Source organism: Agrobacterium larrymoorei (assembly GCF_013322225.1).
Lineage (GTDB): Bacteria > Pseudomonadota > Alphaproteobacteria > Rhizobiales > Rhizobiaceae > Agrobacterium > Agrobacterium larrymoorei_A.
The window spans coordinates 220,401-244,184 of record NZ_JAAMFB010000003.1 but is presented as its reverse complement, the minus strand read 5'-3'; the positions used below and the strand labels follow the sequence as shown (position 1 = coordinate 244,184).

At 57.8% G+C, this 23,784-nt stretch carries 23 protein-coding genes, 1 tRNA gene, 1 pseudogene and 1 riboswitch; of the genes and pseudogenes, 11 read left to right on the top strand and 14 right to left on the bottom strand.

Annotation, left to right across the window (positions count from 1 at the left end):
• Positions 1 to 123 (top strand): annotated as a pseudogene (locus G6L28_RS23185) (IS110 family transposase); the annotation flags it as partial.
• 49 nt (positions 124 to 172) lie between these two features.
• Here G6L28_RS23185 and G6L28_RS01615 read toward each other — a convergent pair.
• From G6L28_RS01615 to G6L28_RS01605, 3 genes are all read right to left on the bottom strand, one after another.
• Positions 173 to 814, bottom strand: a complete 642-nt coding sequence (locus tag G6L28_RS01615; RefSeq protein ID WP_174062015.1) for a YitT family protein — start codon at positions 812 to 814, stop codon at positions 173 to 175.
• 58 nt (positions 815 to 872) lie between these two features.
• The gene (locus G6L28_RS01610) at positions 873 to 1,484 is read right to left on the bottom strand and encodes a YitT family protein (protein ID WP_174062041.1); all 612 of its coding nucleotides are present in this window, start codon (positions 1,482 to 1,484) and stop codon (positions 873 to 875) included.
• A gap of 193 nt (positions 1,485 to 1,677) precedes the next feature.
• Entirely contained in the window at positions 1,678 to 2,622 is a 945-nt protein-coding gene (locus G6L28_RS01605; protein WP_174062014.1) for a class I SAM-dependent DNA methyltransferase, read from the bottom strand.
• A gap of 196 nt (positions 2,623 to 2,818) precedes the next feature.
• Between G6L28_RS01605 and G6L28_RS01600 the strand changes: the two genes are divergently transcribed.
• Positions 2,819 to 3,085: a DUF6460 domain-containing protein gene (locus tag G6L28_RS01600; RefSeq protein WP_174062013.1), complete on the top strand. Its 267-nt coding sequence runs from the start codon at positions 2,819 to 2,821 to the stop codon at positions 3,083 to 3,085.
• Position 3,086: 1 nt separating this feature from the next.
• Positions 3,087 to 3,584, top strand: a complete 498-nt coding sequence (locus tag G6L28_RS01595; RefSeq protein ID WP_174062012.1) for a CAP domain-containing protein — start codon at positions 3,087 to 3,089, stop codon at positions 3,582 to 3,584.
• A 60-nt stretch (positions 3,585 to 3,644) separates the two neighbouring features.
• Here G6L28_RS01595 and phoB read toward each other — a convergent pair whose 3' ends face one another.
• The 7 genes from phoB to phoR all read right to left on the bottom strand — a co-directional run bounded on the left by phoB (position 3,645) and on the right by phoR (position 11,714).
• On the bottom strand, positions 3,645 to 4,328 hold the full coding sequence (phoB, locus tag G6L28_RS01590; RefSeq protein ID WP_174062011.1) for a phosphate regulon transcriptional regulator PhoB: 684 nt from the start codon (positions 4,326 to 4,328) through the stop codon (positions 3,645 to 3,647).
• Positions 4,329 to 4,461: 133 nt separating this feature from the next.
• Positions 4,462 to 5,178, bottom strand: a complete 717-nt coding sequence (gene phoU, locus G6L28_RS01585; protein ID WP_174062010.1) for a phosphate signaling complex protein PhoU — start codon at positions 5,176 to 5,178, stop codon at positions 4,462 to 4,464.
• An 86-nt stretch (positions 5,179 to 5,264) separates the two neighbouring features.
• Positions 5,265 to 6,080 carry a phosphate ABC transporter ATP-binding protein PstB gene (pstB, locus tag G6L28_RS01580; RefSeq protein ID WP_174062009.1) on the bottom strand — a complete coding sequence of 272 codons (816 nt, stop codon included), beginning with the start codon at positions 6,078 to 6,080 and terminating at the stop codon, positions 5,265 to 5,267.
• Between the two features lie 13 nt (positions 6,081 to 6,093).
• Positions 6,094 to 7,416 (bottom strand): phosphate ABC transporter permease PstA, encoded by a 1,323-nt coding sequence (gene pstA / locus G6L28_RS01575; RefSeq protein WP_174062008.1) that lies wholly within the window; start codon positions 7,414 to 7,416, stop codon positions 6,094 to 6,096.
• Positions 7,413 to 8,897 carry a phosphate ABC transporter permease subunit PstC gene (gene pstC / locus G6L28_RS01570; protein ID WP_174062007.1) on the bottom strand — a complete coding sequence of 495 codons (1,485 nt, stop codon included), beginning with the start codon at positions 8,895 to 8,897 and terminating at the stop codon, positions 7,413 to 7,415. The genes pstA and pstC overlap by 4 nt, the downstream gene beginning before the upstream one ends.
• 301 nt (positions 8,898 to 9,198) lie before the next feature.
• Complete coding sequence (locus G6L28_RS01565; protein ID WP_174062006.1) at positions 9,199 to 10,233, bottom strand: substrate-binding domain-containing protein; 1,035 nt, start codon at positions 10,231 to 10,233, stop codon at positions 9,199 to 9,201.
• 209 nt (positions 10,234 to 10,442) lie between these two features.
• On the bottom strand, positions 10,443 to 11,714 hold the full coding sequence (gene phoR, locus G6L28_RS01560) for a phosphate regulon sensor histidine kinase PhoR (RefSeq protein ID WP_174062040.1): 1,272 nt from the start codon (positions 11,712 to 11,714) through the stop codon (positions 10,443 to 10,445).
• A gap of 223 nt (positions 11,715 to 11,937) precedes the next feature.
• On the opposite strand from phoR, the gene ppk2 reads away from it, so the two are divergent.
• Positions 11,938 to 12,819, top strand: a complete 882-nt coding sequence (gene ppk2 / locus G6L28_RS01555) for a polyphosphate kinase 2 (protein ID WP_174062005.1) — start codon at positions 11,938 to 11,940, stop codon at positions 12,817 to 12,819.
• A gap of 122 nt (positions 12,820 to 12,941) precedes the next feature.
• Here the strand turns inward: ppk2 and G6L28_RS01550 are convergent, their stop codons facing one another.
• Complete coding sequence (locus tag G6L28_RS01550; RefSeq protein ID WP_174062004.1) at positions 12,942 to 13,484, bottom strand: GcrA family cell cycle regulator; 543 nt, start codon at positions 13,482 to 13,484, stop codon at positions 12,942 to 12,944.
• A gap of 447 nt (positions 13,485 to 13,931) precedes the next feature.
• Here G6L28_RS01550 and G6L28_RS01545 point away from each other — a divergent pair, with 447 nt between their 5' ends.
• The 3 genes from G6L28_RS01545 (at position 13,932) to G6L28_RS01535 (ending at position 17,365) form a co-directional block, all read left to right on the top strand.
• The gene (locus G6L28_RS01545) at positions 13,932 to 15,140 is read left to right on the top strand and encodes an aspartate aminotransferase family protein (RefSeq protein ID WP_174062003.1); all 1,209 of its coding nucleotides are present in this window, start codon (positions 13,932 to 13,934) and stop codon (positions 15,138 to 15,140) included.
• A 58-nt stretch (positions 15,141 to 15,198) separates the two neighbouring features.
• Complete coding sequence (gene argF, locus G6L28_RS01540; RefSeq protein WP_174062002.1) at positions 15,199 to 16,116, top strand: ornithine carbamoyltransferase; 918 nt, start codon at positions 15,199 to 15,201, stop codon at positions 16,114 to 16,116.
• 262 nt (positions 16,117 to 16,378) lie between these two features.
• Complete coding sequence (locus G6L28_RS01535; RefSeq protein ID WP_174062001.1) at positions 16,379 to 17,365, top strand: Hsp33 family molecular chaperone; 987 nt, start codon at positions 16,379 to 16,381, stop codon at positions 17,363 to 17,365.
• 30 nt (positions 17,366 to 17,395) lie between these two features.
• On the opposite strand, the gene apaG is transcribed toward G6L28_RS01535, so the two are convergent.
• Positions 17,396 to 17,788 (bottom strand): Co2+/Mg2+ efflux protein ApaG, encoded by a 393-nt coding sequence (gene apaG / locus G6L28_RS01530; RefSeq protein ID WP_174062000.1) that lies wholly within the window; start codon positions 17,786 to 17,788, stop codon positions 17,396 to 17,398.
• A gap of 185 nt (positions 17,789 to 17,973) precedes the next feature.
• Positions 17,974 to 19,158, bottom strand: coding sequence for an O-succinylhomoserine sulfhydrylase (locus tag G6L28_RS01525; protein WP_174061999.1), 1,185 nt, complete (start codon positions 19,156 to 19,158; stop codon positions 17,974 to 17,976).
• A gap of 43 nt (positions 19,159 to 19,201) precedes the next feature.
• A riboswitch (SAM riboswitch) is annotated at positions 19,202 to 19,280 on the bottom strand.
• 74 nt (positions 19,281 to 19,354) lie between these two features.
• Between G6L28_RS01525 and G6L28_RS01520 the strand changes: the two genes are divergently transcribed.
• The 3 genes from G6L28_RS01520 to G6L28_RS01510 all read left to right on the top strand — a co-directional run bounded on the left by G6L28_RS01520 (position 19,355) and on the right by G6L28_RS01510 (position 20,851).
• Entirely contained in the window at positions 19,355 to 20,458 is a 1,104-nt protein-coding gene (locus G6L28_RS01520; RefSeq protein WP_174061998.1) for a 2'-deoxycytidine 5'-triphosphate deaminase, read from the top strand.
• Positions 20,459 to 20,504: 46 nt separating this feature from the next.
• Positions 20,505 to 20,578, top strand: a tRNA-Gly gene (locus G6L28_RS01515).
• Positions 20,579 to 20,671: 93 nt separating this feature from the next.
• Complete coding sequence (locus G6L28_RS01510; protein ID WP_174061997.1) at positions 20,672 to 20,851, top strand: hypothetical protein; 180 nt, start codon at positions 20,672 to 20,674, stop codon at positions 20,849 to 20,851.
• Between the two features lie 42 nt (positions 20,852 to 20,893).
• Here G6L28_RS01510 and G6L28_RS01505 read toward each other — a convergent pair whose 3' ends face one another.
• Positions 20,894 to 22,828 carry a glycosyltransferase family 2 protein gene (locus G6L28_RS01505; protein ID WP_174061996.1) on the bottom strand — a complete coding sequence of 645 codons (1,935 nt, stop codon included), beginning with the start codon at positions 22,826 to 22,828 and terminating at the stop codon, positions 20,894 to 20,896.
• A gap of 171 nt (positions 22,829 to 22,999) precedes the next feature.
• Between G6L28_RS01505 and G6L28_RS01500 the strand changes: the two genes are divergently transcribed.
• Complete coding sequence (locus G6L28_RS01500) at positions 23,000 to 23,761, top strand: transporter substrate-binding domain-containing protein (protein ID WP_174062039.1); 762 nt, start codon at positions 23,000 to 23,002, stop codon at positions 23,759 to 23,761.
• Positions 23,762 to 23,784: the final 23 nt, after the last annotated feature.

Sequence of the window (23,784 nt, the reverse complement as noted above, 5' to 3'; positions counted from 1 at the left end):
CCTTTCTACAAACGCCTCATCGAAAACGGAAAACCACCCATCGTCGCAATCGCAGCAACCATGCGCAAAATCATCATAACCATCAACGCAAGGCTCAGAGAGGATTTAGCTCAACAGAGTTGATGACGGCAGTGGGCTTGTGTCGAGGACGACGTTCGTAGGCGTGGCGCGGTCACATCGCGATATAGCGGTCGTTTCTGTGATTGATCGCAATCACCAAATTCATCACCAGCGCACCTAGAATGGAGCAGAGAATGATGAATGGTGTAGCGACGAAGAAGGAGAAGAACAGCACCGTGCAATCGAATGCAAGCTGCGTGAGGCCAGCGCGTATGCCGAAACGGTCCTGAATATAGAGCGCCAGAATGCCGAAGCCGCCGAGGCTGGCGCGGTGGCGAAAAAGGGCGAGCATGCCAGCCGCTACCGTCAGCCCGCCGAAGGTGGCCGCGACAACCGGGTTCACATTCTGCAAGACGATGAGGTGCGGCAGATATTCCGAAAGAAGCGCCGTCGAGCCCACGGCGCAGAAGGTCTTGATGGTAAAGGCAAGGCCGAGGCGGCGCAGCGCCAGATAATAGAACGGCAGGTTGGCGAGGAAGAAGATCAGACCGAAGCTGAGCCCTGTCGCATAGTGCAGCAGAAAGGCGACGCCTACCACGCCACCGGTCAGCAACCCGCCGCCCGAGAGAAGAACGACGCCGAGCGAGATCAGCATGCTGCCTGCGATCACGGCCAATGCGTCTTCCAGCAGCGAGTGCTTCGCCGATGTCGACGTCCAGAATCTCGCCAGTTTTCGTTCCGCAACGTCGCTCATCATCGCCCCCGATATGCTTTCGCTCGTCTTTGCGCCCGCACCGGCAAAAATTCAAGCGTCAGCGCACGACGATGTAGCGATCCGAGCGGTGATTGATGGTGAGAAACAGGTTCAGCACGAAAGCGCCGACGATGGAATAGAGCACGGTCTGCGGGTTGATAACGGAGAAGGCCGCGATCATGACGCAGCTGTCGAAAGCAAGCTGAATAAGACCGGCGCGGATGCCGAAGCGATCCTGAATATAGATCGCCAGGATGCCGATGCCGCCGAGGCTGGCGCGGTGACGATAAAGCGCAAGCAGTCCGTACCCTAAAAGCAGCCCACCGAGAACGGAAGCAAACAGCGGATTGATGCTGTCTATCACCATCCAGCGCTGTTCCAATTCCGTCAGCACTGAAACGAGGCCGATGGCGATGAAGGTTTTAAGCGAGAAGGCAAGTCCAAGGCGGCGGAAGGACAAATAGTAGAACGGCAGATTGACGAGGAAGAACAGCAGGCCGAAGCTGAGGCCGAAGGCGTAGTGGATGAGGAAGGCGACGCCCGCCGTGCCGCCGGTTAAAAGCCCGACCTTGTTCAGCAGATAGAATCCGAGCGCCGATACGATGCTGCCGGTGACGATGCCCTGAATGTCTTCCACCGGCGCATGTTTCGCAGGATCGACACTCCACATGCCATAGACGCTTCTCGTGAATGCCATGCCAAACTCCGGAACAAAACCGCTTTGATTTTTATGAAATGTCCCGCGCGTCTGGCTGATCGCAAAAGCTTCGAGACGCCATTATTTTGCACTGCAAAAAGCGTCTCGGCAATATGCTTCCGTCAGCAATGCTGACCTATCGGCAAAAATGCAATAAGCGGTAAGTTCAGCCCTGTTTTCTCGCAAGAAACAGAATGCCGGAAAGGGGGATTCCAGCATCTTTGCGAATTGTCGTTTTTCGGGTTTGCAACGTCTCCATTCCAAATGAGCCTAGAAGTCCGCGAACATAGGATTCGGAATGGGCGTAACGCAGCGATGGTTGCAGCACGAAACCTTCTTCGCCACCCGCATCTTCGACCGAGAAGGCAAACAGGCCGCCCTCGCCAAGTACCGCCCGCACCAACGGCATAACGGCTTCGAGGCTGCCGAGATACATCATCACGTCCGCTGCGGCGACGAGATCGGCCCGGCCTCTTTCAAGCCCACCGGCAAACAGTCCCGACCCGTCCTCATCCAACGAAAGGTCCGCCTGCGCAAGGTGTTGATAGATGCCCTTCTCGTCCGCCTTCGCCAACATGTTGGTGGAAATGTCGAAGCCTTCAAGCCGCTCTGCCCAATCCTGGATTTCCACCCCCAGAAGCCCTGTGCCGCAGCCTATATCGACTGCGCAGCGAAAGCGTCCATCGTCCGGTCGTAGGGTTTCAATCAAAGCAGCCAGCTTTTGCGGCACGCGATAGTCCAGCTTTTCCACCAGCGCCTTTTCGAAACGATGGGCGTAGTCGTCGAATAGACCCTCGACATAGCGGCTCGGCGGCTGTTCCGGTGTTTCTGCCGCACCGAGTACCGCCAGCTTCAACGGTGCGGCAAAGATGCCTTCGCCGTCCAGTTCGGCCACCTTTTCGTAAGCGGCGACCGCTTTTTCCACCTGCCCCGACTTTTCGCTATATTCGCCCAGCCGAAACCAGCCAGCCGTCCAAACCGGCGCAAGTTCCAGCGCCTGTTCGATCAGTTCTGCGGCCGCCGCGTGATCGCCACTTTCGGCCAGCATTCGGGCATAGTCGGCGCGACGGTCTGCAATGACATCGCCGGAGGAAAGCTGGTTCTGGGCCATTCACGAATTATCCTGAAGAGAGGTTGGCTCTCTTTCATCAAGCCATAAAAAAACTCAAGTCCTATTTCATGGCAGCGCCAAGAGTGTGTCAAAGCTTGCATGGGAGCGATAGTCTTCATATGTCTTGCTTCAGTTTTTTATAGTGCATGTCAAAATCGCAAACAGGTTTGCCGGACATGCTTCAGGAGATATGCTGATGGCCGGTGGGGTCGATAAAGTGCTGGGTGACAGCGTGGGGCGCACGATCGTCAAGCTTTTGGTCGTGTCGCTGATCGTCGGTTTTATCATGGCCGTCTTCGGGCTCACGCCGTGGAGCATCATCTATGGCACACGCGATTTCGTCCTGAATATCTGGTATTCCGGCTTCCACGCTCTGGGCAGCATCGGGGATTACCTTCTGGCGGGTGCCGTGATCGTCATCCCCGTCTTCATCGTCCTCAGACTCTTAAGCTATCGCGGCTGATATGACAGACAAATCCCTGATTACGCTTTCCCGGCGCGGTTTCGTGCTGTTATCCGCTGGCTCTGTTCTCTCTGCCTGCGTTACCATGCCCACCAACAAGGGGGTTTCTTCCGGCACGCGGGATGAAACCGCTGCGGCCCTGCCCATGGTCAACGAGCTTCGCCGCTCGAAGGGTCTTTCGACTCTTTCATCCAACAGTGCTGCCCAGCAGGCGGCCATCTATCAGGCCAACCGCATGGTAAAGGCGCAGAAGATGGCTCATCTCATTGGCCTTACCGATAGCTTCCTCATTCGCATGAAGGAAGGCAATGTCCCTCTGCCAGCCGCTGAAAACGTTGCCGCCGGACAGGATACGGTCGAGCGCGTGGTCAAGGCCTGGATCGGCTCGCCGCATCATCTGGAAAACATGCTTGGGAATTACGGTGGCCTTGGCGTTGCCGTTGCTTACGATGCCGCGGCCAAGAACCGGCCTTATTGGGCAATGGTGCTCTGCGCCTGATCTATCCCGGCAATGGACAGGTGGACGGGCTGATTTCACCAGCGCGCCACCCTCCCCCGATCACGCTTCCATAGAATATCCGGCACCGCGAACGGTGCGGATGACGTCCTGCATGCTGGAAAAGTTCAGCGCCTTGCGCAGGCGGCCGACATGAACGTCGACCGTGCGTTCGTCGACGTAGATATCGTGACCCCAAACACCATCCAGCAACTGGGACCGGGAGAAGACGCGGCCTGGCGAGGTCATGAGGAATTCCAGCAAGCGGAATTCTGTTGGCCCGAGGCGCACTTCGCGGCTCTTGCGGTGGACGCGGTGGGTTTCGCGATCCAGCTCGATATCGCCGCATTTGAGCACGGAGGATAGCACTTCCGGCTTGGCGCGTCGCAGCATGGCTTTGACGCGGGCCATCAGTTCCGGGGTGGAGAAGGGTTTGACCACATAGTCGTCCGCGCCGGTGGAGAGGCCGCGTATGCGTTCGCTCTCCTCGCCACGTGCCGTCAGCATGATGATCGGCAGCCGTTCGGTTTCAGGGCGCATGCGCAGACGACGGCAAAGCTCGATGCCGGAAACGCCGGGCAGCATCCAGTCGAGGATCAGAAGGTCGGGTGTGCGTTCCTGCAGGCGGATTTCCGCCTCGTCACCACGCGGGATGGTGTCGACGTCATAACCTTCGGATTCCAGATTGTAGCGAAGGAGGACGCTGAGCGCTTCTTCATCTTCGACAACTGCGATTTTCGGCACCATGGCTTTAGGCTCCGCCACTGTCGCCAGAGCATGATGGGTCCACCCGGACGCATCGGCAACGCTCCAGCCTGTTTGAACTATAGATCGGACCTTGCAAAAATCAGGGGCGATCTTTGCAAGAGTGCCGCTGAATTTACTCGGTGACAGCGCCGAGCGTGTTGGAACTGTCGTCCTTCGGACGCTCGCCCGCCGGCTGGCTGCCGGTGGTCATGTAATAGATGGTTTCGGCGATGTTGGTGGCGTGATCACCGACGCGCTCGATGTTCTTGGCGCAGAACAGCAGATGCGTGCAGGTGGTGATGTTGCGCGGATCTTCCATCATGTAGGTCAGGAGTTCGCGGAACAGCGACGTGTACATCGCGTCGATTTCCTCGTCGCGCTCACGGATTGCCTGAGCCTTTTCCGCCGAACGGGTTGAGTAAACGTCCAGCACTTCCTTGAGCTGGACCAGCGCCAGTTCGGAGAGATGCTCCAGACCGCGAGCGAGCTTGCGCGGAACGCCGGTTCCGGCAACGGCGATGACGCGCTTGGCGGTGTTCTTGCCAAGATCGCCGACGCGCTCCAGATCGGCAGCAATACGCAGCGAGCCGATGATTTCGCGAAGGTCGGCGGCCATGGGCTGGCGCTTAGCGATGGTGACGATGGCCTTGTCGCCGATCTCGCGTTCGGCGTGATCGAGGATGGTATCGTCGGAGATCACCTTCTGGGCCAGGGCCGCATCGGAGTTGACCAGTGCGCGAACGGCATCCGCGCACATCTGTTCGGCCAGACCGCCCATTTCGGCGATGCGACGGCTTAGGAACTTCAGCTCTTCATCATAGGCGGACATGATATGCGAATGTGTCGGCATGTTCGAATTCTCCAGTTTCGGAGCGCCCCGCAAGCCGGAAAGGCTCAAGCGGAAGCGCGGTGTGGTGACGTCACGCTGATCAAGGATCAGCCGAAGCGACCCATGATGTAATCCTGCGTGCGCTGGTCATCCGGGTTGGTGAACATCTTGTCTGTGTCGTTCTCTTCGACCAGATGGCCGAGGTGGAACATGGCCGTACGCTGCGAAACGCGGGCGGCCTGCTGCATGGAGTGGGTGACGATGACGATGGTGTAGTTTGCGCGAAGCTCGTGGATCAATTCCTCGACCTTGGCGGTCGCAATCGGGTCGAGTGCCGAGCAGGGCTCGTCCATGAGGATCACTTCAGGCGAAACGGCAACGGCGCGTGCAATGCACAGGCGCTGCTGCTGACCGCCGGAAAGGCCAGTGCCGGATTCGTGCAGGCGATCCTTGGCTTCGTTCCAGAGACCGGCTTTTTGCAGGGAGGACTCGACGATCTGGTCCATATCCGCCTTGTTGCGGGCCAGACCATGGATGCGCGGGCCGTAGGCGATGTTTTCGTAAATCGTCTTCGGGAAGGGGTTCGGCTTCTGGAACACCATGCCGACGCGGGCGCGAAGCTCCACCACATCGATGGAGGCATCGTAGATGTCGTCCTCGTCCAGCGTGATCTTGCCGGTGACGCGGCAGCCATCGATGGTGTCGTTCATGCGGTTCAGCGTGCGCAGGAAGGTGGACTTGCCGCAACCCGAGGGGCCGATGAGGGCCGTCACCGTGTTTTCGCGAACGTTCAGGTTCACATCGTAAAGGGCACGCTTTTCGCCATAATAGACGGAAACATCCTTGCCGATCATCTTGTACGAAACTTCATTCATTTTCTTGTCCAGCGCCTTTTCAACTGCTGCTTCCGACAACATGTTCATATATCCGCTCCTTCTACCAGCGACGCTCGAAGCGACGGCGCAACAGGATTGCTCCCACATTCATGACGAGGAGGAAGAGAAGCAGGATGATGATAGCGCCGGATGTCCGTTCGACAAAGGCGCGTTCTGCTTCGTTCGCCCACATGTAAATCTGCACCGGCAGCGCCGTGGACGGGTCCATCGGCGTCGTCGGATAGTTTGCGACGAATGCGACCATGCCGATGAGCAGCAGGGGAGCGGTTTCGCCAAGGGCATGTGCAAGGCCGATGATGGTGCCGGTGAGAATGCCGGGCATCGCGAGCGGCAGCACATGATGGAAAATCGTCTGCATCTTGGATGCGCCGAGACCGAGCGCCGCCGCACGAATGGATGGCGGCACGGCTTTCAAGGCAGCGCGGGTGGCAATGATGATGGTCGGCAACGTCATCAGCGTCAGCACCAGACCGCCGACCAGCGAGGCCGAACGCGGGAAGCCCATGAAGTTGATGAAGACCGACAGACCGAGCAGACCGTAAACGATGGAGGGCACGGCTGCGAGGTTGTTGATGTTGACTTCGATCAGGTCCGTCAGGCGGTTCTTTGGCGCGAATTCCTCCAGATAGATGGAAGCGGCAACGCCGATGGGCAGCGACAGGACCAGCACGATCAGCATCATGTAGAAGGAGCCGATGAGGGCGACGCCGACGCCTGCTGCTTCCGGGCGGCTGGAATTGCCGTTGACGAAGATGCCTGTGTTGAACTTCTTCGCAAGCTGGCCGGTTTCCGCCAGCTGGTTCATCCAGCCCACCTGCTGATCGGAAATGCGGCGGTTCTTTTCATCAACAGTGGAATCCACCTGCCCCTTGAACATGCTGTCGACGTCGCCAGATGCGAGAAGCGATACGGTGCGCGTGGTGCCGATAACGCTCTGATCCGACACGACGATATCGCGCAACTGGGTGCGGACACTGTCCGAAATCAGCGCATTGACGGCGCGAAGACCAGCGCGGTCATCCAGCGAAACACCGAGAACCTGTGCCACGGCATTGCGGGCGACGACCGGGTAATTGGCCGTCATCAGTTTGCCGGGGTTCTGGGCGCGAACATTATCGGGATCGATGATCTGTTCGGAAAACTCCACCGGCACCGTGATCATGGTCTGCTGGAAGGCTGTGTAGCCCTTGCCGATGACCGACCACAGAAGCAGGAACAGGAACAGCAGGCCGAAGCAGATGGCCGCGAAACCATAGGCACGGAAGCGGCGTTCTGCGGCGTAGCGGCGCTTGATGCCGATATCGCGACGGACCTTTTTCGTTGCGGCTGGGGCGTTGATGCCCGAAGAAACGACGTCGGTCATTCGTACTGCTCCCGGTATTTGCGCACAATGTAGAGCGCGTAGATATTGAGGCAAAGCGTGATGGCAAAGAGGGTGATGCCAAGCGCGAAGGCAACCAGCGTCTGCGGCGAGGTGAACTCAAGGTCGCCGGTCAGCTGGCTGACGATCTTGACCGTGACCGTCGTCATCGGCTCGAAGGGATCGATCTGCAGACGGGCGGCAACACCGGCTGCCAGAACCACGATCATGGTTTCACCGATGGCGCGCGAGGCCGTCATCAGAATGGCGCCGACGATGCCCGGCAGCGCCGCAGGCAGGATGACCCGCTTCACCGTTTCCGAGCGTGTTGCGCCAAGGCCGAGCGAGCCGTCACGCAACGAACGCGGTACTGCGGTGATGATATCGTCCGACAGCGAGGAAACGTAGGGGATCAGCATGATGCCCATGACGAAACCGGCGGTGATGACGCTCTGCGCCTGAATGAAGTTGGTATAGTTGCCGGTCGTCAGGCCGCTGATCTGCGTGGAGATGTCACGCAGGAACGGGCCGACCGTGGTGAGCGCGAAGAAGCCGTAGACGATCGTCGGAATACCGGCCAGCACTTCCAGCAGCGGCTTTGCCACCGAGCGGAAACGGGGGCTGGCATATTCCGCCATGTAGATGGCCGAAAACAGACCGACTGGAACCGCAACCAGCATGGCGACGAAGCCGATATAAAGTGTACCGGCAAGCAGCGGGATGAGGCCGAACTGGCCGGAGCTGTCGGTCGCACCGGCAGCAGCAAAGCGAGGGTCCCACACGGTGCCGAAGAAAAACTCATGGGCAGGCACCATGTTGAAAAACTGGATGGCTTCCGTCAGCATCGACATGACGATACCGATGGTCGTCAGGATGGCGATGGAAGATGCCAGCAGCAACGAGCCGAGAATGACCTTTTCGACATTGTTGCGTGCGCGAAAACGGGCGCTGAGGCTGCGCAATGCATAAGCGGCACCGCCGAGTGCAACAGCCAGAACCACGACGACCATCGCAAGGCGGCTTGTAGACGTCAGCTCATTGAGCGTCTCAGCAGCTTCGATCATGTATGGCTCGGGATCGCCTGCAATGGCCACGCCTCGCGCGCCAAGAAGCGCACGTGCCTTCGCCGGGTCCGCGCGAACCTGATCGTTCTCTTCCGGTGTCAGCCGCTCGAGACCGCGGGCGATGGAGCCGACCATGCCGTAGGTGAGGCTCTGCTGCGCTTCGCTTTGCGCCTTCACATCCTCAGGGAAGCCACCGCGCACAGTAGACGTGATGATCACGGGGCTGATGACCAGCCAGATCGCCAGGATCAGTGCGGAGGGGATAAGCGCCCAGACGAGGGCATAGGAGCCGTGATAACCTGCACGCGAATGCAGGTTCGACGGACGGCCGTTTGCCAGCGCCATTGCCCTGCGAGAGCCGAGAAGATAGCTGGCGACAGCAATCAGCGCCAAGATCAGCAGAAGGACGGGTGTGTTCATGGAGGGTTTCCTCGGCGCACCCCAAGGTGCGATGCGGTATCGGACACTTTCAAAGACGAATACTTTTGGATCTGTGATCGGTGGGTGTCTCGTCTTCCTAATCGGTTCACGCATTGTCCTGACGCAAAACCACTATGCAGTTTTGCTGGAAATGCTCGTCGGCTCACGCATTCCGGGTTGATACATCATATTTATCGGGCGCTTGGTGTTACGATAAATAGGAGCTGTCAACCTGCGGCGGCATGTTGCCAACAGAAAGGATGGAAAGCGCGACAGGTTTTGCCGCGCTCTCCAGGGGTAATTACATGATCTTGCCGGATTCGAAGCCTGCGCGGATTTCCTTGCGCTCTGCTTCAGGAGCAGCAACCAGGCCATAGTTCGCCAGCGGAGAGTCAGGACCGATCATTTCGTCGGAGGTGAAGAACTCGACGTATTCCTTGAGGCCCGGAATGACGCCGACATGTGCCTTCTTGACGTAGAAGAACAGCGGGCGGGAAACAGGGTATTCGCCGGAAGCAACGGTTTCGGTCGTCGGAACGACGCCCTTGACGGTTGCGACCTTCAGGCGGTCCATGTTGTTTTCGTAGAAGGCCAGGCCGAAAACGCCGAGGCCGGTCTTGTTGGCGTCGATACGGGCAAGCGTCTCGGTGTAGTCACCGTCGATATCGACAGCCATGCCATCCTTGCGAACTGCGACGCACTTTGCGGCAGCCTGCTTGGCATCCGTTACGGTTGCCTTGATGACGTCGGTCGCGCCTGCTTCCTTGCAGCCGTCAGCCATGATCTTCTCTTCGAAGACTTCACGCGTGCCGTGCTTGGAGCCTGGGATGTAGGCGGCGATTGCCACGTCCGGCAGGTCCTTGTTGACTTCCGACCACTTCTTGTAGGGGTTGGCAACAAGCTTGCCGTCCTGAACGATTTCAGCGGCGAGAGCGAGGTAAAGATCCTTCGGCTCAAGCTTTACGTCCGGGTTGGACTTGTCCATGGCGAAAACGATGCCGTCATAGCCGATCTTGACTTCCTGAACGTCGGTGACGCCAGAGGCTTTGCAAGCGGCAAGCTCGTCGGCCTTGATGGGACGCGAAGCGTTTGCGATGTCGATGGTGCCTTCACCAACGCCAGAGCAGAATGCCTTGAGACCGCCACCGGTGCCGCCGGATTCAACAACCGGAGCCTTGAAGTCGGGATAGGTCTCGGCGAAGGTTTCCGCAACGATCTTTGCGTAAGGCAGAACGGTGGACGAACCGGCAACCTGGATCTGGTCGCGTGCGGCGGCGGCGCCTGCGAACGCAACGGAAGCCACCAGAGCTGCTGCGGACAATTTAACGATATTCATGTGACTCTCCCGTCGTGGGCCCTAAGGCTTTGTGAACTCTGCCGGAGAGAAGACTTACCCCTCGTCCAATCTGGACTGCCCCGGCGGACCCTTAATAATCAGTCTTGCCACACCCTTTTATGTCACTTCGATGAAAGATTTGTGACAGCCTAATTTATTGATAAATAATGCAATTTTTCCAAATATCGTTTTGCGGTCACGGCTTTATGTCAAAAACGCACCGTAAAGTCCGTTCCCACGTCCAGTTCGGAACGGATGATGAGGCGCGCGCGGTGGCGCGTGAGAATGTGCTTGACGATGGCAAGGCCAAGACCGGTGCCTTTCTTGGAGCGGCTATCGGCCACGCTGACGCGGTAAAACCGCTCTGTCAGGCGCGGAACATGCTCGGCGGGAATGCCGGGCCCCTTGTCCACCACGCTCACCTCGACCGGCTTTTCCTGCTTCGCGCGGAGGGTGACATCGACCACCTTGCCCTCCTGCCCGTATTTGCAGGCATTTTCGATGAGATTTTGAAAAACCTGAACGAGCTCGTCCCGGTCGCCGGTGACCTCCACCTTTTCATCCGGCATGTGCAGGTTGATGTCTATTCCCAGTTCACCGGCCAGCGGCAATAGCGAATCCCGAACGTGACCGAGAAGTGGCACGAGATCCACCTTCTGATCCGGTGCGATATTGGCCCTGAGTTCCAGTCTAGAGAGCGACATGAGGTCATCGACAAGGCGGCTCATGCGGGTGGCCTGATCCAGCATGATGCCAAGAAATCGCTCCTGAGCCTTCGGATCGCCCTTGGCCGGACCTTGCAGGGTTTCGATGAAGCCGCGCAGGGAAGCGAGCGGTGTTCTCAGCTCATGGCTGGCGTTGGCGACGAAATCGCTGCGCATCCGGTCGATACGGCGCAGTTCCGAAATATCGCGGAAGGACAGAATGTAAAACGGTGCGCCGGAGGATGGCGGCACGGCAGCGGGTGCGATACGCACCACGAAAACCCGCTCCGATGGTAACCGTTCGGAATGCTCGACCTGATTGGGCTTTCCGGTTGCGATCGTCTCGCGAATGACATCGAGCAAACCCGGCGACCGCAGACGGCCGGAAATGTGAGAGCCGACCGGAAGCGAACCGAAAGCGCGCTCTGCGGCGGCATTTTCAAAAAGCATGCTTGCGTTCTGGTCGAGAATGAAGACCGGCGTATCCAGCGCCACCAGCCCCGCTTGAACACCGGCAATCAGGGCCGGATTAACCCCATCCTGCGCCAGCGTTTCGCTCTCGGCCCTCTTTTCCTCACGCGACTTGACGACAGAAGCGGCATTGACGGACAGGATGGCGAGCACGGCTGCCAGCCACAGCCCCAATGGCAGGAAAGGCGAACGAAACTCGGTCAGCGCCACGACCGTCAGCATGGTGACGACGACGAGCGACAGCCAGTTGCTGCGCACCCTCACCCAGTATTGCCGAACCGCGCTATCGCCTTCCATGACCGCCATTGCCATTGCTTCCGCCACCCATCTGCCAAGGTCCTCAATCCGCACGTCATATATGCTTTTCATGACAGAGATTCTGCGTCATGTCTTTCTCGAGTGCTGCGAGACAAGGATTTATGTGGAAAGCTTTCCGAGGAAGATTTTTGCCTGCCCTTGAATTTCCGCGCTCCCGGGCTGAAGTATCATTTGGCCACCATGACTTTGGCCACCATGACAGGGAGAGATCATGAGCGAAACCGCCAAGGACCGTTCCGTTACACTGAAAGTCGACGGCAAGGAACGCATCTTTAATATAGATGACCCGGTACTGCCGGACTGGATCGAAGACAACAAGCTGACCTCCGGCGACTTTCCCTTTGACAAGAAGCTGGACCGGAAGGACTACGAAGAGGCACTGGAGGCACTTCAGGTAGAGCTTGTGAAGGTTCAGTTCTGGCAGCAGGCGACCGGCCAGCGCATCATGACCGTATTCGAAGGCCGTGATGCGGCAGGAAAAGGCGGCTCGATCGGCGCGGTCCGCGAGTACCTCAATCCGCGCTATGCCCGCATCGTGGCGCTGACCAAGCCGACCGAAACAGAGCGTGGACAGTGGTATTTCCAGCGCTACATCGCGCATTTCCCGACCGCTGGCGAATTCGTGCTGTTCGACCGGTCATGGTACAACCGCGCTGGGGTCGAACCGGTCATGGGTTTTTGTACGCCGGAAGAACACAAGCGCTTCTTAAAAGAAGTGCCGCGACTGGAAAAAATGGTCGTGCATGAAGGCGTTCACCTGTTCAAATTTTACCTCGACATCGGCCGGGAAACCCAGCTCGAACGCTTCCATGACCGTCGCCACAGCCTGCTCAAGTCCTGGAAGCTATCGGATATGGATATCGCCGCGCTGACGAAGTGGGACGACTACACCAAAGCCCGCGACGAGATGTTGGAAAAGACCCATATTGACGACGCGCCATGGACGGTGATCCGGGCGAACGACAAGCGGCGTTTACGCCTCAATCTCATCCGGCATATTCTCACGTCGCTGGACTACGAGGGCAAAGACAAAAAGGCGATAGGGGAGATCGACGACAAGATTCTCGGCAGCGGACCAGGTTTCGTGAAGTAAATCCAGCCAGATACCTGTTTCTCTGACACGGACCGAAGCCCCTCCCCTGCCGGTGCTAGAGAATAAACGCAATAAAAAAGCGAGCTCGAAAGCCCGCTTTTAAATCAATATCTTAAAACTTATCAGGCCCGGCGACGTTCGCTAACCGGCTGGTACGCCATTTTCGCATGAAATTTGCAGTAAGGAGAGGATTCGGCTGCCTCGCATCCGCAGAAGTGGAAGTCGTCCTTCAGCGGATCGCCTACTGGCCATTTGCAGGTGCGCTCGGTCAGTTCCGTCAGCGTCAGACGAAGCGACGTTGGCAGCGACATGTTCGAGGCTGGGCGATATTCCAGAACCTCGGCGCTGTCGATTTCAAACTCGTCCTTCAGAGCAACCGCTCCTGCGGTGCGTGTCTGGGCAGGACGGCTGGGCGCAACGCGGGCGTTGCTGTTGAAAGCCTGCGTGCGGGTTGCCGCGACGGCAGGTGCCGGACGCTTCACGGCAGGACGAGAAGTTGCAACCGTTCCGCCAGCCTTGGCACGGCCCGGCAGGTTGAGGCGGTGAACCTTGCCGATGACGGCGTTGCGGCTGACGCCGCCCAGCTGTGCTGCGATCTGGCTTGCGCTGAGCCCTTCGGCCCATAGTCGCTTAAGCTTCTCGACCCGTTCGTCCGTCCAGTTCATGCCGCTTCTCCGCTCGTCGTGCAGGCAGAATCCTTCTCTAATGCACATGAAGCAAATCATGTGCAGAGTATCTGCCAGATTGTAGGTGACTAGTTCCGCCGCTTTGCAGTCTAGTAATTGACGATTAACCTAATCCCCGGTTGACTCCGTGACAAGAGTCGCAGGAATCATCTGGAATCGATTTTCCGGTTTTCCCCAACTTGCTTGATCTGTGAGTCAGAAAGGCAACACCTTGTAGACCGCCACTTGAGCTCTACTACGGCTTGATAAAGCCTCAAAGTGCCGAGATTTGTTGACATCCGGTGTCGAAGTGACAATAGTGCCCGCGAAGTAAACAGAGTACGCAAGCCGCCGCGAGGCGGCATTTTTGATTTTCAGGGCAGGGATAACCCCAACGCCCTATTGACAGAGGTCTGACGTGGACCTCACGTAAGGAGTGATGCAGCCATGACCGAAACCGCGCCCAAAACCGGGTCGTTGTTCGATACGTTTTCCAGAGCCCCCCTGCGCTTCGAGCGAGGCGAAGGTGTGTGGCTGGTTACGGAAAGCGGCGAGCGATATCTCGATTTCGGCGCAGGCGTGGCAGTCACCTCCGTCGGCCATAGCCACCCCCATATGGTAGAGGCGCTGAAGGATCAGGTCGAGAAGGTCTGGCACCTTTCCAACCTCTATGAAGTGCCGGGGCAGGAAGTGCTTTCCACGCGGCTGACCGATGCAACTTTTGCGGACAAGGTGTTCTTCACCAACTCCGGCGCGGAAGCGCTGGAATGCGCGATCAAGACCGCGCGTCGCTACCAATATACCCATGGCCACCCAGAGAAATTCCGCATCATCACCTTCGAAGGCGCCTTCCATGGTCGTACGCTGGCAACTATCGCCGCTGGCGGACAGGCCAAGTATCTCGAAGGTTTCGGCCCCAAGGTCGAGGGCTTCGATCAGGTGCCTTTCGGCGATCTGGAAGCGCTGAAGGCGGCTATCGTGCCGGAAACGGCAGCGCTGCTGATCGAGCCCATTCAGGGTGAAGGTGGCATTCGCGTGGTAGAGCCGGAATTCCTGCGGGCACTGCGGGCGCTGTGCGAGGAGCATGGCCTGCTGCTGATCTTTGATGAGGTGCAGACGGGCGTTGGCCGTACCGGCAAGTTCTTTGCCTATGAATGGTCGGGCGTGACGCCGGATATCATGGCCGTTGCCAAGGGCATCGGCGGCGGCTTTCCGTTCGGCGCTTGCCTTGCAACGGCGGAAGCTGCTTCCGGCATGACGGCGGGCGTTCATGGCACGACCTATGGCGGCAATCCGCTGGCGATGGCTGCTGGCAATGCGGTGCTCGACATCGTGCTGGCCGATGGCTTTATTCAGCATGTGCGGGATGTTGCGCTCGTCTTCCGGCAGGGTCTCGCTTCGCTGAAGGATCGGTTCCCGGACGTGATCGAGGAAATCCGTGGCGAAGGGCTACTCCTCGGCATCAAGGCAAAAGTGCCGTCTGGCGACCTGCTTCAGGCCATGCGTGCGGAGCATTTACTGGGCGTTCCGGCTGGCGATAACGTCATACGCCTTCTGCCGCCGCTGGTCGTGACCGCGGAGGAGGCTCGCGAGGGTCTCGCGCGCGTCGAAAAGGCAGCCGAAGCACTCACCGTCAAACTGGCAAAGAGCGCCTGATCTCAGGCGCACAAGGGCTGACGTAAAGGGTGGCCCGCATCCATGGGACTATATTGAAATGGCATCTGCAAAGCATTTTCTAGACCTTTCGGCCGTCGGCTCGGATGACCTGCGGGTCATTCTCGAAGACGCGAAGAGCCGCAAGATTGCGACCAAGAATGGCACGGCGGACAAGCCGCTGGCCGGCAAGATGCTGGCCATGATCTTCGAAAAGCCATCGACCCGGACCCGCGTTTCCTTCGATGTGGGCATGCGCCAGCTGGGCGGCGAAACGCTGTTTCTTTCCGGCACCGAAATGCAGCTTGGCCGCGCCGAGACCATCGGCGATACGGCCAAGGTTCTGTCGCGTTATGTGGATGCCATCATGATCCGCACCACGGATCATAATCGCCTGCTGGAACTTGCCGAACACGCCACCGTGCCTGTCATCAACGGCCTGACGGACGAGACGCATCCCTGCCAGATCATGGCGGATATCATGACCTTCGAAGAGCATCGCGGTCCCGTGAAAGGCAAAACGATTGCATGGACGGGCGACGGCAACAATGTGCTGCATTCGCTGGTCGAAGGCTCGGCCCGTTTCGGCTACAAGATGAACATGGCCGTGCCCATGGGTTCGGAGCCGCTGGACAAATACCTCAACTGGGCGCGCAACAATGGCGGCGAAATTATGCTGTGCCACGATGCCGACCGTGCGGTTGCGGGTTCCGATTGCGTCGTGACCGATACCTGGGTTTCGATGAACCAGGAGCACAAGGCGCGCGGCCACAACATTTTCCAGCCTTTCCAGGTCAATGATGCGCTGATGAAGAAAGCCAATGGCGATGCGCTGTTCATGCACTGCCTGCCGGCCCATCGCGGCGAGGAAGTGACGGACGCGGTGATCGACGGCCCGCAGTCGGTGGTGTTCGATGAAGCAGAAAATCGCCTGCACGCGCAAAAGGCCGTCATCGCCTGGTGCATGGGTGTCATCTGAATTCGGTTGACCTGAGCGTCGAGAGAGACGTGCGGGGAGCTTGAATTTCACACGCCCTGCCCCATTTATAGGCCAACCACAGAGCCGCCTTTCTTCAAGGGCGGCCTTTCATCAATCGTTTATCGTGACTTATGGGCCGGGGGTGGTTTCGTTTTGCCATTCTCCGCTTTATCTTTGCGTAAGCGTATATCAAGCCCGCCCACCGGAATTTTCGGGTTTCGGCCTTTATCGGCATGAGCGGCGGGCGTGAAGGAGTAGAACCATGGCAGACGTAACCGTAGAACTGGATCAGCTTGATTTCGTAGGCGACGACAAAGTCGTTCCCTTTCAGGTAGAGGGGCTGGATGTGCGTGGCCGCGCCGTTCAGGTCGGCCCGCTGCTGAACGCCATTTTGCAGCGACACGAATATCCTGCGGTCGTCGCACGACTGCTGGCAGAAGCTCTGGTTTTGACCGCGCTCATCGGCACATCGCTGAAATTCTCCGGCAAGCTGACGGTGCAGACCAAGGGCGATGGCCCGGTTGACCTGTTGGTTGCGGACTTCAGCGCGCCGCAGAACATGCGCGCCTATGCTCGCTTCGATGAGCAACGGCTGGAGGAAGCGTCTGAGGCGGGACAGACTTCACCCGAACAGCTTCTTGGGAACGGCATTCTCGCCTTCACCATCGATCAGGGTGCCGGCATGCAACCCTATCAGGGTATCGTGCCGCTGGATGGCTCTTCGCTTGAGGAAATCGCAGGCGTCTATTTTCGCCAGTCGGAACAGTTGCCCACCCGTGTTCGCCTCGGTGTCGCGGAATTCTTTGACCGTGACAGCGAAGGCAGGCCACGCCACGGATGGCGTGCAGGCGGCATCATCGCGCAATTCCTGCCGCAGGCGCCGGAGCGACTTCGCAACCGCGACCTGCACGGCGGCGACGGCGATGAAGGCGTCTTCGAACAGTCCGAAGACGATGCTTGGACGGAAGCCGTGACACTAATCGACACGGTGGACACTGATGAGTTGACCGACCCGCAGGTGCCGGTCGAGCGGCTGCTCTTCCGCCTGTTTCACGAACAGGGTGTGCGGGTCTATGAGCCACAGGCAATCATCGACAAATGCAGCTGCTCGCGTGACAAGATCAAAGGCGTGCTGTCGGGTTTTTCCGCCGAGGAAATTCAGGACAGTCAGGAAAACGGCGAAATCGCCGTGAGCTGCGAATTCTGCTCTACGACCTATCGTTTTCCGGTCGAAGAGCTGGCAGATTGAAAAATGGACGGGGCGAAAGCCCCGTTTTCGTCAGTTCAAAACCCGCGCCAGACCCGGGCTGTCCAGCGAAAAGGCTGGAATGGCCACAATAAAGACTTCGCCGCTATCGGCCTGCATTTCGTAATGGCCGAACATCATTCCTGAAGGCGTATCCAGCGGGCAGCCGGATGAATATTCATAGGTATCGCCTGGCTTTAGATGCGGCTGTTCGCCGATGACGCCGGGGCCGGAGACCTCGTCCACCTGTCCGTTCTGATCCGTGATGTGCCAGTAACGGTTGACCAGCGTCACCGAGTTTTCCGAGTTGTTGGAAATCACGACAGTATAGCCCCAGACGTAACGGTTATCGTCGGGATCAGACTGTTCTTCAAGATAATACGGGTCTACCGTGACCTCTATATCTCTTGTCAGTGCGCGATACATGCATGCGGCCCTAAGTTATTGCTTATCCAGCATTCTACACCAAAGACATGATGATATCGTCAAGAAAATGAATTTGGTCTGAATAACAGCGCGACCTTGTTGGTGACGGCAGGCTTCGATGAAGCCCTCGCGCTTGATCGGGCAACAGAGGAAATGGCCCGGACGAACCGCCGGGCCACCAGATATTATGCGGAAACCTTGTCCAGCGCTGCCGCGAAGTCTTCCAGCAGGTCGTCGGTGTCTTCGATGCCGCAGGAGAGACGCAGTGTGCCGCCGGAAATGCCGAGTTCAGCGCGGGCCTCATCCGTCAGGTTCTTATGCGTGGTGGTCGCCGGGTGCGTAATCAGGCTCTTTGCATCGCCCAGATTGTTGGAAATCTTCACGACTTCCAGTGCGTTCTGAAGCTTGAATGCCGCTTCCTTGCCGCCCTTCAGTTCGAAGCAGACGAGCGTCGAGCCGCCCGTCATCTGGCGAGCGATGATATCGGCCTGCGGATGGTCGGCGCGACCGGGATAGATAACCTTGGCCACCTTAGCCTGATCCGCGAGGAAATCAGCAATCTTGCCCGCATTTTCCGTCTGCTGGCGCACGCGAAGCGGCATGGTTTCGATGCCTTTCAGCAGCGTCCAGGCATTGAACGGCGAAAGAGCCGGACCCGTGTGGCGGAAATAATCCTGAAGCTCTTCCTCGATCCACTTCTTGTCGGAAAGGATCACGCCGCCGAGGCAACGTCCCTGCCCGTCAATATGTTTCGTGGCGGAATAGACGACAATATGCGCACCGAGTTCCAGCGGCTTCTGGAAGAGAGGCGTGGCAAATACGTTGTCGACAACGAGCTTCGCTCCAACCTGATTGGCAAGCTTGGCAACGCCCGCAATATCCACGATTTCAAGCGTCGGATTGGTCGGGCTTTCCAGGAAAAACAGCTTGGTGTTTGGCTGGATCGCTTTCTCCCAGTTGGCGAGATCGCGACCATCGACCAGCGTGCATTCGATGCCATATTTCGGAGCGAGCGTCTCGACCACCCAGCGGCAGGAGCCGAACAGGGCACGGGCCGCAACGATATGATCGCCTGCCTTCAACTGGCACATAATGGCGGCGGTGACGGCGGCCATGCCGGACGCCGTTGCGCGGGCATCTTCGGCACCTTCCAGTAAGCACATGCGCTTTTCGAACATGTCATTGGTCGGACCTGCGTAGCGGGCGTAGATAAAGCCTTCGGTCTCACCCTTGAAGCGCGCCTCAGCGGCCTCCGAGCTTTCGTAGACGAAACCCTGCGTCAGGTAGAGTGCTTCCGACGTTTCACCGTAAGGGGAGCGCTGCGTTCCGCCGTGAACGAGTTGGGTTGCCGGGCGCCATTTCTTGCTCATGTCATCACCTTCAAAACAAAAAAACCGGCCGCAAAAGCAGACCGGTTACAAGCACCCGGTCTTTTTAGCCACTTGTTTAACGTGGCTGCAAGCCGACCGGCCAAATCACCACGGGATAAGCTTGGCTTAACGCCGTTAACGACTTGCGTCAATGCCCTGCTTTTGGTTTTGTCGCGGTGAAACGGGACGATAAAAAATGACGAGAACGACTGGCATATTGGCCGATGGTGCTATCCGGGAACTATTCGCTTCAGGTAAGCTGATGAGCGAACGTGCGTTGGATGTCGATCAGATCCAACCCGCCAGCCTCGATCTGCGTCTTGGCGCAAAAGCCTATCGCGTCCGCGCCTCCTTCATGCCTGGCCCGACGACCAGGGTCATCGAAAAGCTCGACCGCCTGCGACTGCATGAGATCGATCTTACTGAAGGAGCCGTGCTGGAAACCGGCTGCGTCTATATCGTTCCGCTCATGGAAAAGCTGGCACTGCCTGCCGATATGTCGGCCTCTGCCAATCCCAAAAGCTCAACGGGTCGCCTCGACATCTTCACCCGCGTCATCACCGATTGCGCGCAGGAATTCGACAAGATTCCAGCAGGCTATAATGGTCCGCTCTATCTCGAAATCAGCCCGCGCACCTTCCCGATCGTCGTACGACAAGGGTCCCGTCTTTCGCAAATCCGCTTCCGCATAGGTCATTCGGTGCTGAACGAAGCCGAATTGCAAAACCTGCATGAGATGGAAACGCTCGTCGCAAGCGAAACCCCGAATGTTTCAGGGGGCGGCATTGCGCTCTCCATCGACCTCAAGGGTTTTGGCGAATACGGCCTGATCGGCTACCGAGGCAAGCACCACACGGCGGTTGTCGATGTCGATCAGAAGGCCGCCCATGATGTGCTGGATTTCTGGGAGCCGCTTTACTCAAGAGGCCGCGCCGAGCTCATTCTCGACCCGGATGAGTTCTATATTCTCGTGTCGCGTGAAGCAGTTCACGTCCCCCCGCTTTACGCCGCCGAAATGACGCCATACGATCCGCTGGTGGGTGAGTTTCGCGTCCACTACGCCGGTTTCTTCGACCCCGGCTTCGGCCACGCAAGTGCAGGCGGCACCGGCAGCCGCGCTGTGCTGGAAGTGAGAAGCCACGAGGTGCCGTTCATTCTCGAACATGGCCAAATCGTCGGTCGTCTGGTTTACGAGCACATGCTGAACACACCGGACGGTCTCTACGGCACCGGTCTCGGCTCCAACTATCAGGCCCAGGGCCTCAAACTCTCCAAACACTTCCGCCCCGAGCAGGCGTAGGCTACGCTTGACAGCAACGCCGTTCTATCGGAAGTTTTTTGCGCGCGCGGGTGTAGCTCAATGGTAGAGCAGCAGCTTCCCAAGCTGAATACGAGGGTTCGATTCCCTTCACCCGCTCCATCACAATCCTCTTACAAAGCTCCCACAAAATTCTCCCTCTGTTGAATGCCCTGTCGTTCACCTCCATATGAGTTGGCAATCGAGGAGTTTCCCATGGCAAAAATTTTCGTTGGTGGTGCTTTGCTCATTTCGACACTCGTGCTGAGCGGGTGCCAAACCTGGCACAGCCCCTATCGCGGTAACGAGTGGAGGATGGATCAGGTTATGGACGGCGATCCTTTTCGTCAGGGCGATGGGCATCGCGGTGAGAATAGTAACCGCATCATCAGGTGATCGATCAGGCCAGTTCAGCTAAGGCTACCGAAACTGCGGGTGTCAGTGCTTCGGTTCCCTTGGCTTATGAGGCGTCTTGTTCCAGACAAATGGCTTGTAGCGGAGTTCGTAAACCGCGTGCCATGCAGCCGCTGACAGCATGAGCCAGTAGAGGGGCGTGAACAGCCACCGGCGCTTGATGAGTTTGCGCTCGTGAGGAATCATTCCGCGAAGGCCCATCATGAGAAAGATCGTGTAGCTGGCGAGGACGTTGAGCGTGTCGATGGTGAAGAGCGCCAGCTGTGCTGGGGCGACCGAAGATGTTCCCTCCGTCCAAAGCATGTTTACGATATAGGCGACGTAGATGAGAAACAGGGGATGCGTGAGAGACGACAGCAGCATGCCGCCGATCAACAGGTGGAATACCAGATAGGCTCGCCATCCCATCTGGCGAGCGGTTGCCAAAGGTGATCTCATCATCACCAGCCAGCTTTGCAGCCAGCCTTTAAACCATCGCGTCCGCTGCTTCATCCAAACCAACACATCCGTTGGCGCATCTTCCAGCGTGGGATAATGAATGACATCGCAGCGATATCCCATCCGGTAAAGCCGCATGCCGAGATCGGCATCTTCGGTGACGTTATGAGGGTCCCAAGCGCCGACATCCCTCAGCACCTCTGTCCGGAAATGGTTGGATGTTCCGCCAAGCGGCAGCGGCATCTTCTTCTTCGCGAGCATCGGCAGCATGCGCCGGAATAGCGCGGAATATTCCAGTGAGAAGGAAGACGTCAGCCAGGACGTGTCGCCATTGCTGATGATCAAAGGGGCTTGAAGACAGGCAAGAGTATCAGGCGCCTCCTGAAAACGCGCATAAGCCTCTTTGAGCTGCTTGGAATGCGGTCTGTCTTCCGCATCATAAACCGCGAGAAGCTGCCCACGGACGCCCCGAAGTGCGTAATTAAGTGCTTTCGGTTTGGTGCGAGGCAAAGACGGTGGGACTTTGACCACCTCGAATTGAGGACCAAGGCTGAGTGCGCCTATCGCATCGAGCGTCATGGCGTCGTCCGCCTCGCATACCAGCTTGATATCCAGCCGCGACTTGGGCCAGTCCAGCCGATCCAGTGCGGCGACAAGCTGTTTAACGACCGCCTCCTCCCGGTAAAGTGCAACGAGGACACTGTAGACCGGCAGAGGTTCGTTCCTGGATGTATCAGCCAGTCGAAGAGTTCGCCTCTGTGGCGCCGTGCGCAGCGGCGACAACCTGAAAAGCGTTGCGGCCAGATAGAGAAAGGCGGTTACCGCGTGAAGGGCATAGAGCGTAAGGTTGGTTACAAGGCAAAGCGACAGGATAAGAATCGTAACGGCGATGCCGAGACAGAAGCCCTGCTTGCCTTCGAGCGTTATTCGCGATGAGTAATGAGGTTTGTTTTCGAACAGCGTGTTGATCGTTTCCCGGGTGCGCCTTTCCGCGCCTGTATTCCAGACTGCTCTTTTCAAGGCGGATGGCGTTGTGATGACCATATCTGCCTGAAGGCCCGGCGTTGTTTCCAGCGCTGCCTTCAGCCGCGAAATGGTTTCGATGTCTGGCACGACTGCGATGTAGGGTTTGGCGTCTCGGGGAGAAAGACGAAGCATACGTTGTTCGAGAAGCTGAATGTCCAGCGAAGGGGTATCTACGACGATGGAAGCATCGAGATCATCAAAAAACGGCAGCCGAAGATATCGAGCGAAAGCACCAAAATAGGCTTGCTCGGCAACAAGTCCGCTGGCCAGAAGCTCGGCCTCCAATGTAGCGCCATAGAGTTTGGCCCGTTCGCGACAGGCATCGATATAGGGCTTGCCGATGCCCAATGTCTGGAGAAAGGATATATCGTCCGCTTCAGGCTCATCCGGACATATCAGAAATGGATCATCGGCGAGTGGCCGGAACGGAACAATTTCATGTGTGACAAGGGTCGCATCGGACGAATCTTGTGTATACTCTTCTTCAAAAGACATGCCGACCCCAACCACCTGACGGTGGCGACCATGAAGACCCCGTTCCGGATCATATACATGCGCCCTTTAGTTGCATCCCTTAAAATTTGGGGTATTTTTACAGCTACATTTTGCACAATACTTTTTTGGAGCATGGCTGGACGCGCTCAGCAGCCCGTCGATAATGGTCGGCTGCCTGTTCTTTTCGATGCCCAGGAGCGGTTGCCCGGCGCGGATTTATCGTCTGTGCCGCGCGTGCGCTTTCTCATGTCGGTGGATTTCCCGCCTTTCAACTTCACCGATCAGGATGGCCGTCTCGTCGGATTCCATGTCGATCTGGCACGGGAAATTTGCGCACAGCTGAAAATCGAGAGCAAATGTCAGGTGCAGGCTTTGCCATTCGACGAGCTTGAAGGCGCGCTCGAAATGGGTGAAGGCGAAGCTGTCATGTCTGGCATCGCGTCAAGTTCGGATTTGCGGAAAAGCTTCAGCTTCACACGCCCCTATCTGCTCTTGCCCGCGCGTTTCGCGGTCAACAAATCGACGAATCTGGACGGACAATCGGCCGCAGTGCTTTCCGGCAGGAAAGTCGGTGTGATCACTCGCTCCCGCCATGAGGCAATGCTGAAGGCATTTTTCCCCAACGTAGCGATCAACGGCTTCGATGGTTATGAGCCGATGTACGACGCGCTGAAATCCGGCAGGATCGATGCGGTTTTTGCGGATGGGCTGCGTCTTCCGTTCTGGGTCGCGGGAACCGCATCCGATAATTGCTGCACCATGTTCGATGGTCCCTACATGTCCGACCGTTTTCTCGGTGAGGGCCTGTCCATCATGACCGTAGATGCGGAAAACCGCTTGGTCCCGGCTTTCGACCAGGCACTTGCGGCCCTGTCTCGCAATGGACGTCTTGAGGAGATTTACCGGCGCTATTTCCCCTATGGACTGTTTTGACAAGGAAAAAGCACGGACGGAAA

Bases quoted from the DNA above. Each gene is read 5' to 3' on its own strand.
- G6L28_RS01615 (WP_174062015.1), bottom strand. From the start codon at position 814: ATGAGCGACGTTGCGGAACGAAAACTGGCGAGATTCTGGACGTCGACA.
- G6L28_RS01610 (WP_174062041.1), bottom strand. From the start codon at position 1,484: ATGTGGAGTGTCGATCCTGCGAAACATGCGCCGGTGGAAGACATTCAG.
- G6L28_RS01605 (WP_174062014.1), bottom strand. From the start codon at position 2,622: ATGGCCCAGAACCAGCTTTCCTCCGGCGATGTCATTGCAGACCGTCGC.
- G6L28_RS01600 (WP_174062013.1), top strand. From the start codon at position 2,819: ATGGCCGGTGGGGTCGATAAAGTGCTGGGTGACAGCGTGGGGCGCACG.
- G6L28_RS01595 (WP_174062012.1), top strand. From the start codon at position 3,087: ATGACAGACAAATCCCTGATTACGCTTTCCCGGCGCGGTTTCGTGCTG.
- phoB (WP_174062011.1), bottom strand. From the start codon at position 4,328: ATGGTGCCGAAAATCGCAGTTGTCGAAGATGAAGAAGCGCTCAGCGTC.
- phoU (WP_174062010.1), bottom strand. From the start codon at position 5,178: ATGCCGACACATTCGCATATCATGTCCGCCTATGATGAAGAGCTGAAG.
- pstB (WP_174062009.1), bottom strand. From the start codon at position 6,080: ATGAACATGTTGTCGGAAGCAGCAGTTGAAAAGGCGCTGGACAAGAAA.
- pstA (WP_174062008.1), bottom strand. From the start codon at position 7,416: ATGACCGACGTCGTTTCTTCGGGCATCAACGCCCCAGCCGCAACGAAA.
- pstC (WP_174062007.1), bottom strand. From the start codon at position 8,897: ATGAACACACCCGTCCTTCTGCTGATCTTGGCGCTGATTGCTGTCGCC.
- G6L28_RS01565 (WP_174062006.1), bottom strand. From the start codon at position 10,233: ATGAATATCGTTAAATTGTCCGCAGCAGCTCTGGTGGCTTCCGTTGCG.
- phoR (WP_174062040.1), bottom strand. From the start codon at position 11,714: ATGGCGGTCATGGAAGGCGATAGCGCGGTTCGGCAATACTGGGTGAGG.
- ppk2 (WP_174062005.1), top strand. From the start codon at position 11,938: ATGAGCGAAACCGCCAAGGACCGTTCCGTTACACTGAAAGTCGACGGC.
- G6L28_RS01550 (WP_174062004.1), bottom strand. From the start codon at position 13,484: ATGAACTGGACGGACGAACGGGTCGAGAAGCTTAAGCGACTATGGGCC.
- G6L28_RS01545 (WP_174062003.1), top strand. From the start codon at position 13,932: ATGACCGAAACCGCGCCCAAAACCGGGTCGTTGTTCGATACGTTTTCC.
- argF (WP_174062002.1), top strand. From the start codon at position 15,199: ATGGCATCTGCAAAGCATTTTCTAGACCTTTCGGCCGTCGGCTCGGAT.
- G6L28_RS01535 (WP_174062001.1), top strand. From the start codon at position 16,379: ATGGCAGACGTAACCGTAGAACTGGATCAGCTTGATTTCGTAGGCGAC.
- apaG (WP_174062000.1), bottom strand. From the start codon at position 17,788: ATGTATCGCGCACTGACAAGAGATATAGAGGTCACGGTAGACCCGTAT.
- G6L28_RS01525 (WP_174061999.1), bottom strand. From the start codon at position 19,158: ATGAGCAAGAAATGGCGCCCGGCAACCCAACTCGTTCACGGCGGAACG.
- G6L28_RS01520 (WP_174061998.1), top strand. From the start codon at position 19,355: ATGACGAGAACGACTGGCATATTGGCCGATGGTGCTATCCGGGAACTA.
- G6L28_RS01510 (WP_174061997.1), top strand. From the start codon at position 20,672: ATGGCAAAAATTTTCGTTGGTGGTGCTTTGCTCATTTCGACACTCGTG.
- G6L28_RS01505 (WP_174061996.1), bottom strand. From the start codon at position 22,828: ATGTCTTTTGAAGAAGAGTATACACAAGATTCGTCCGATGCGACCCTT.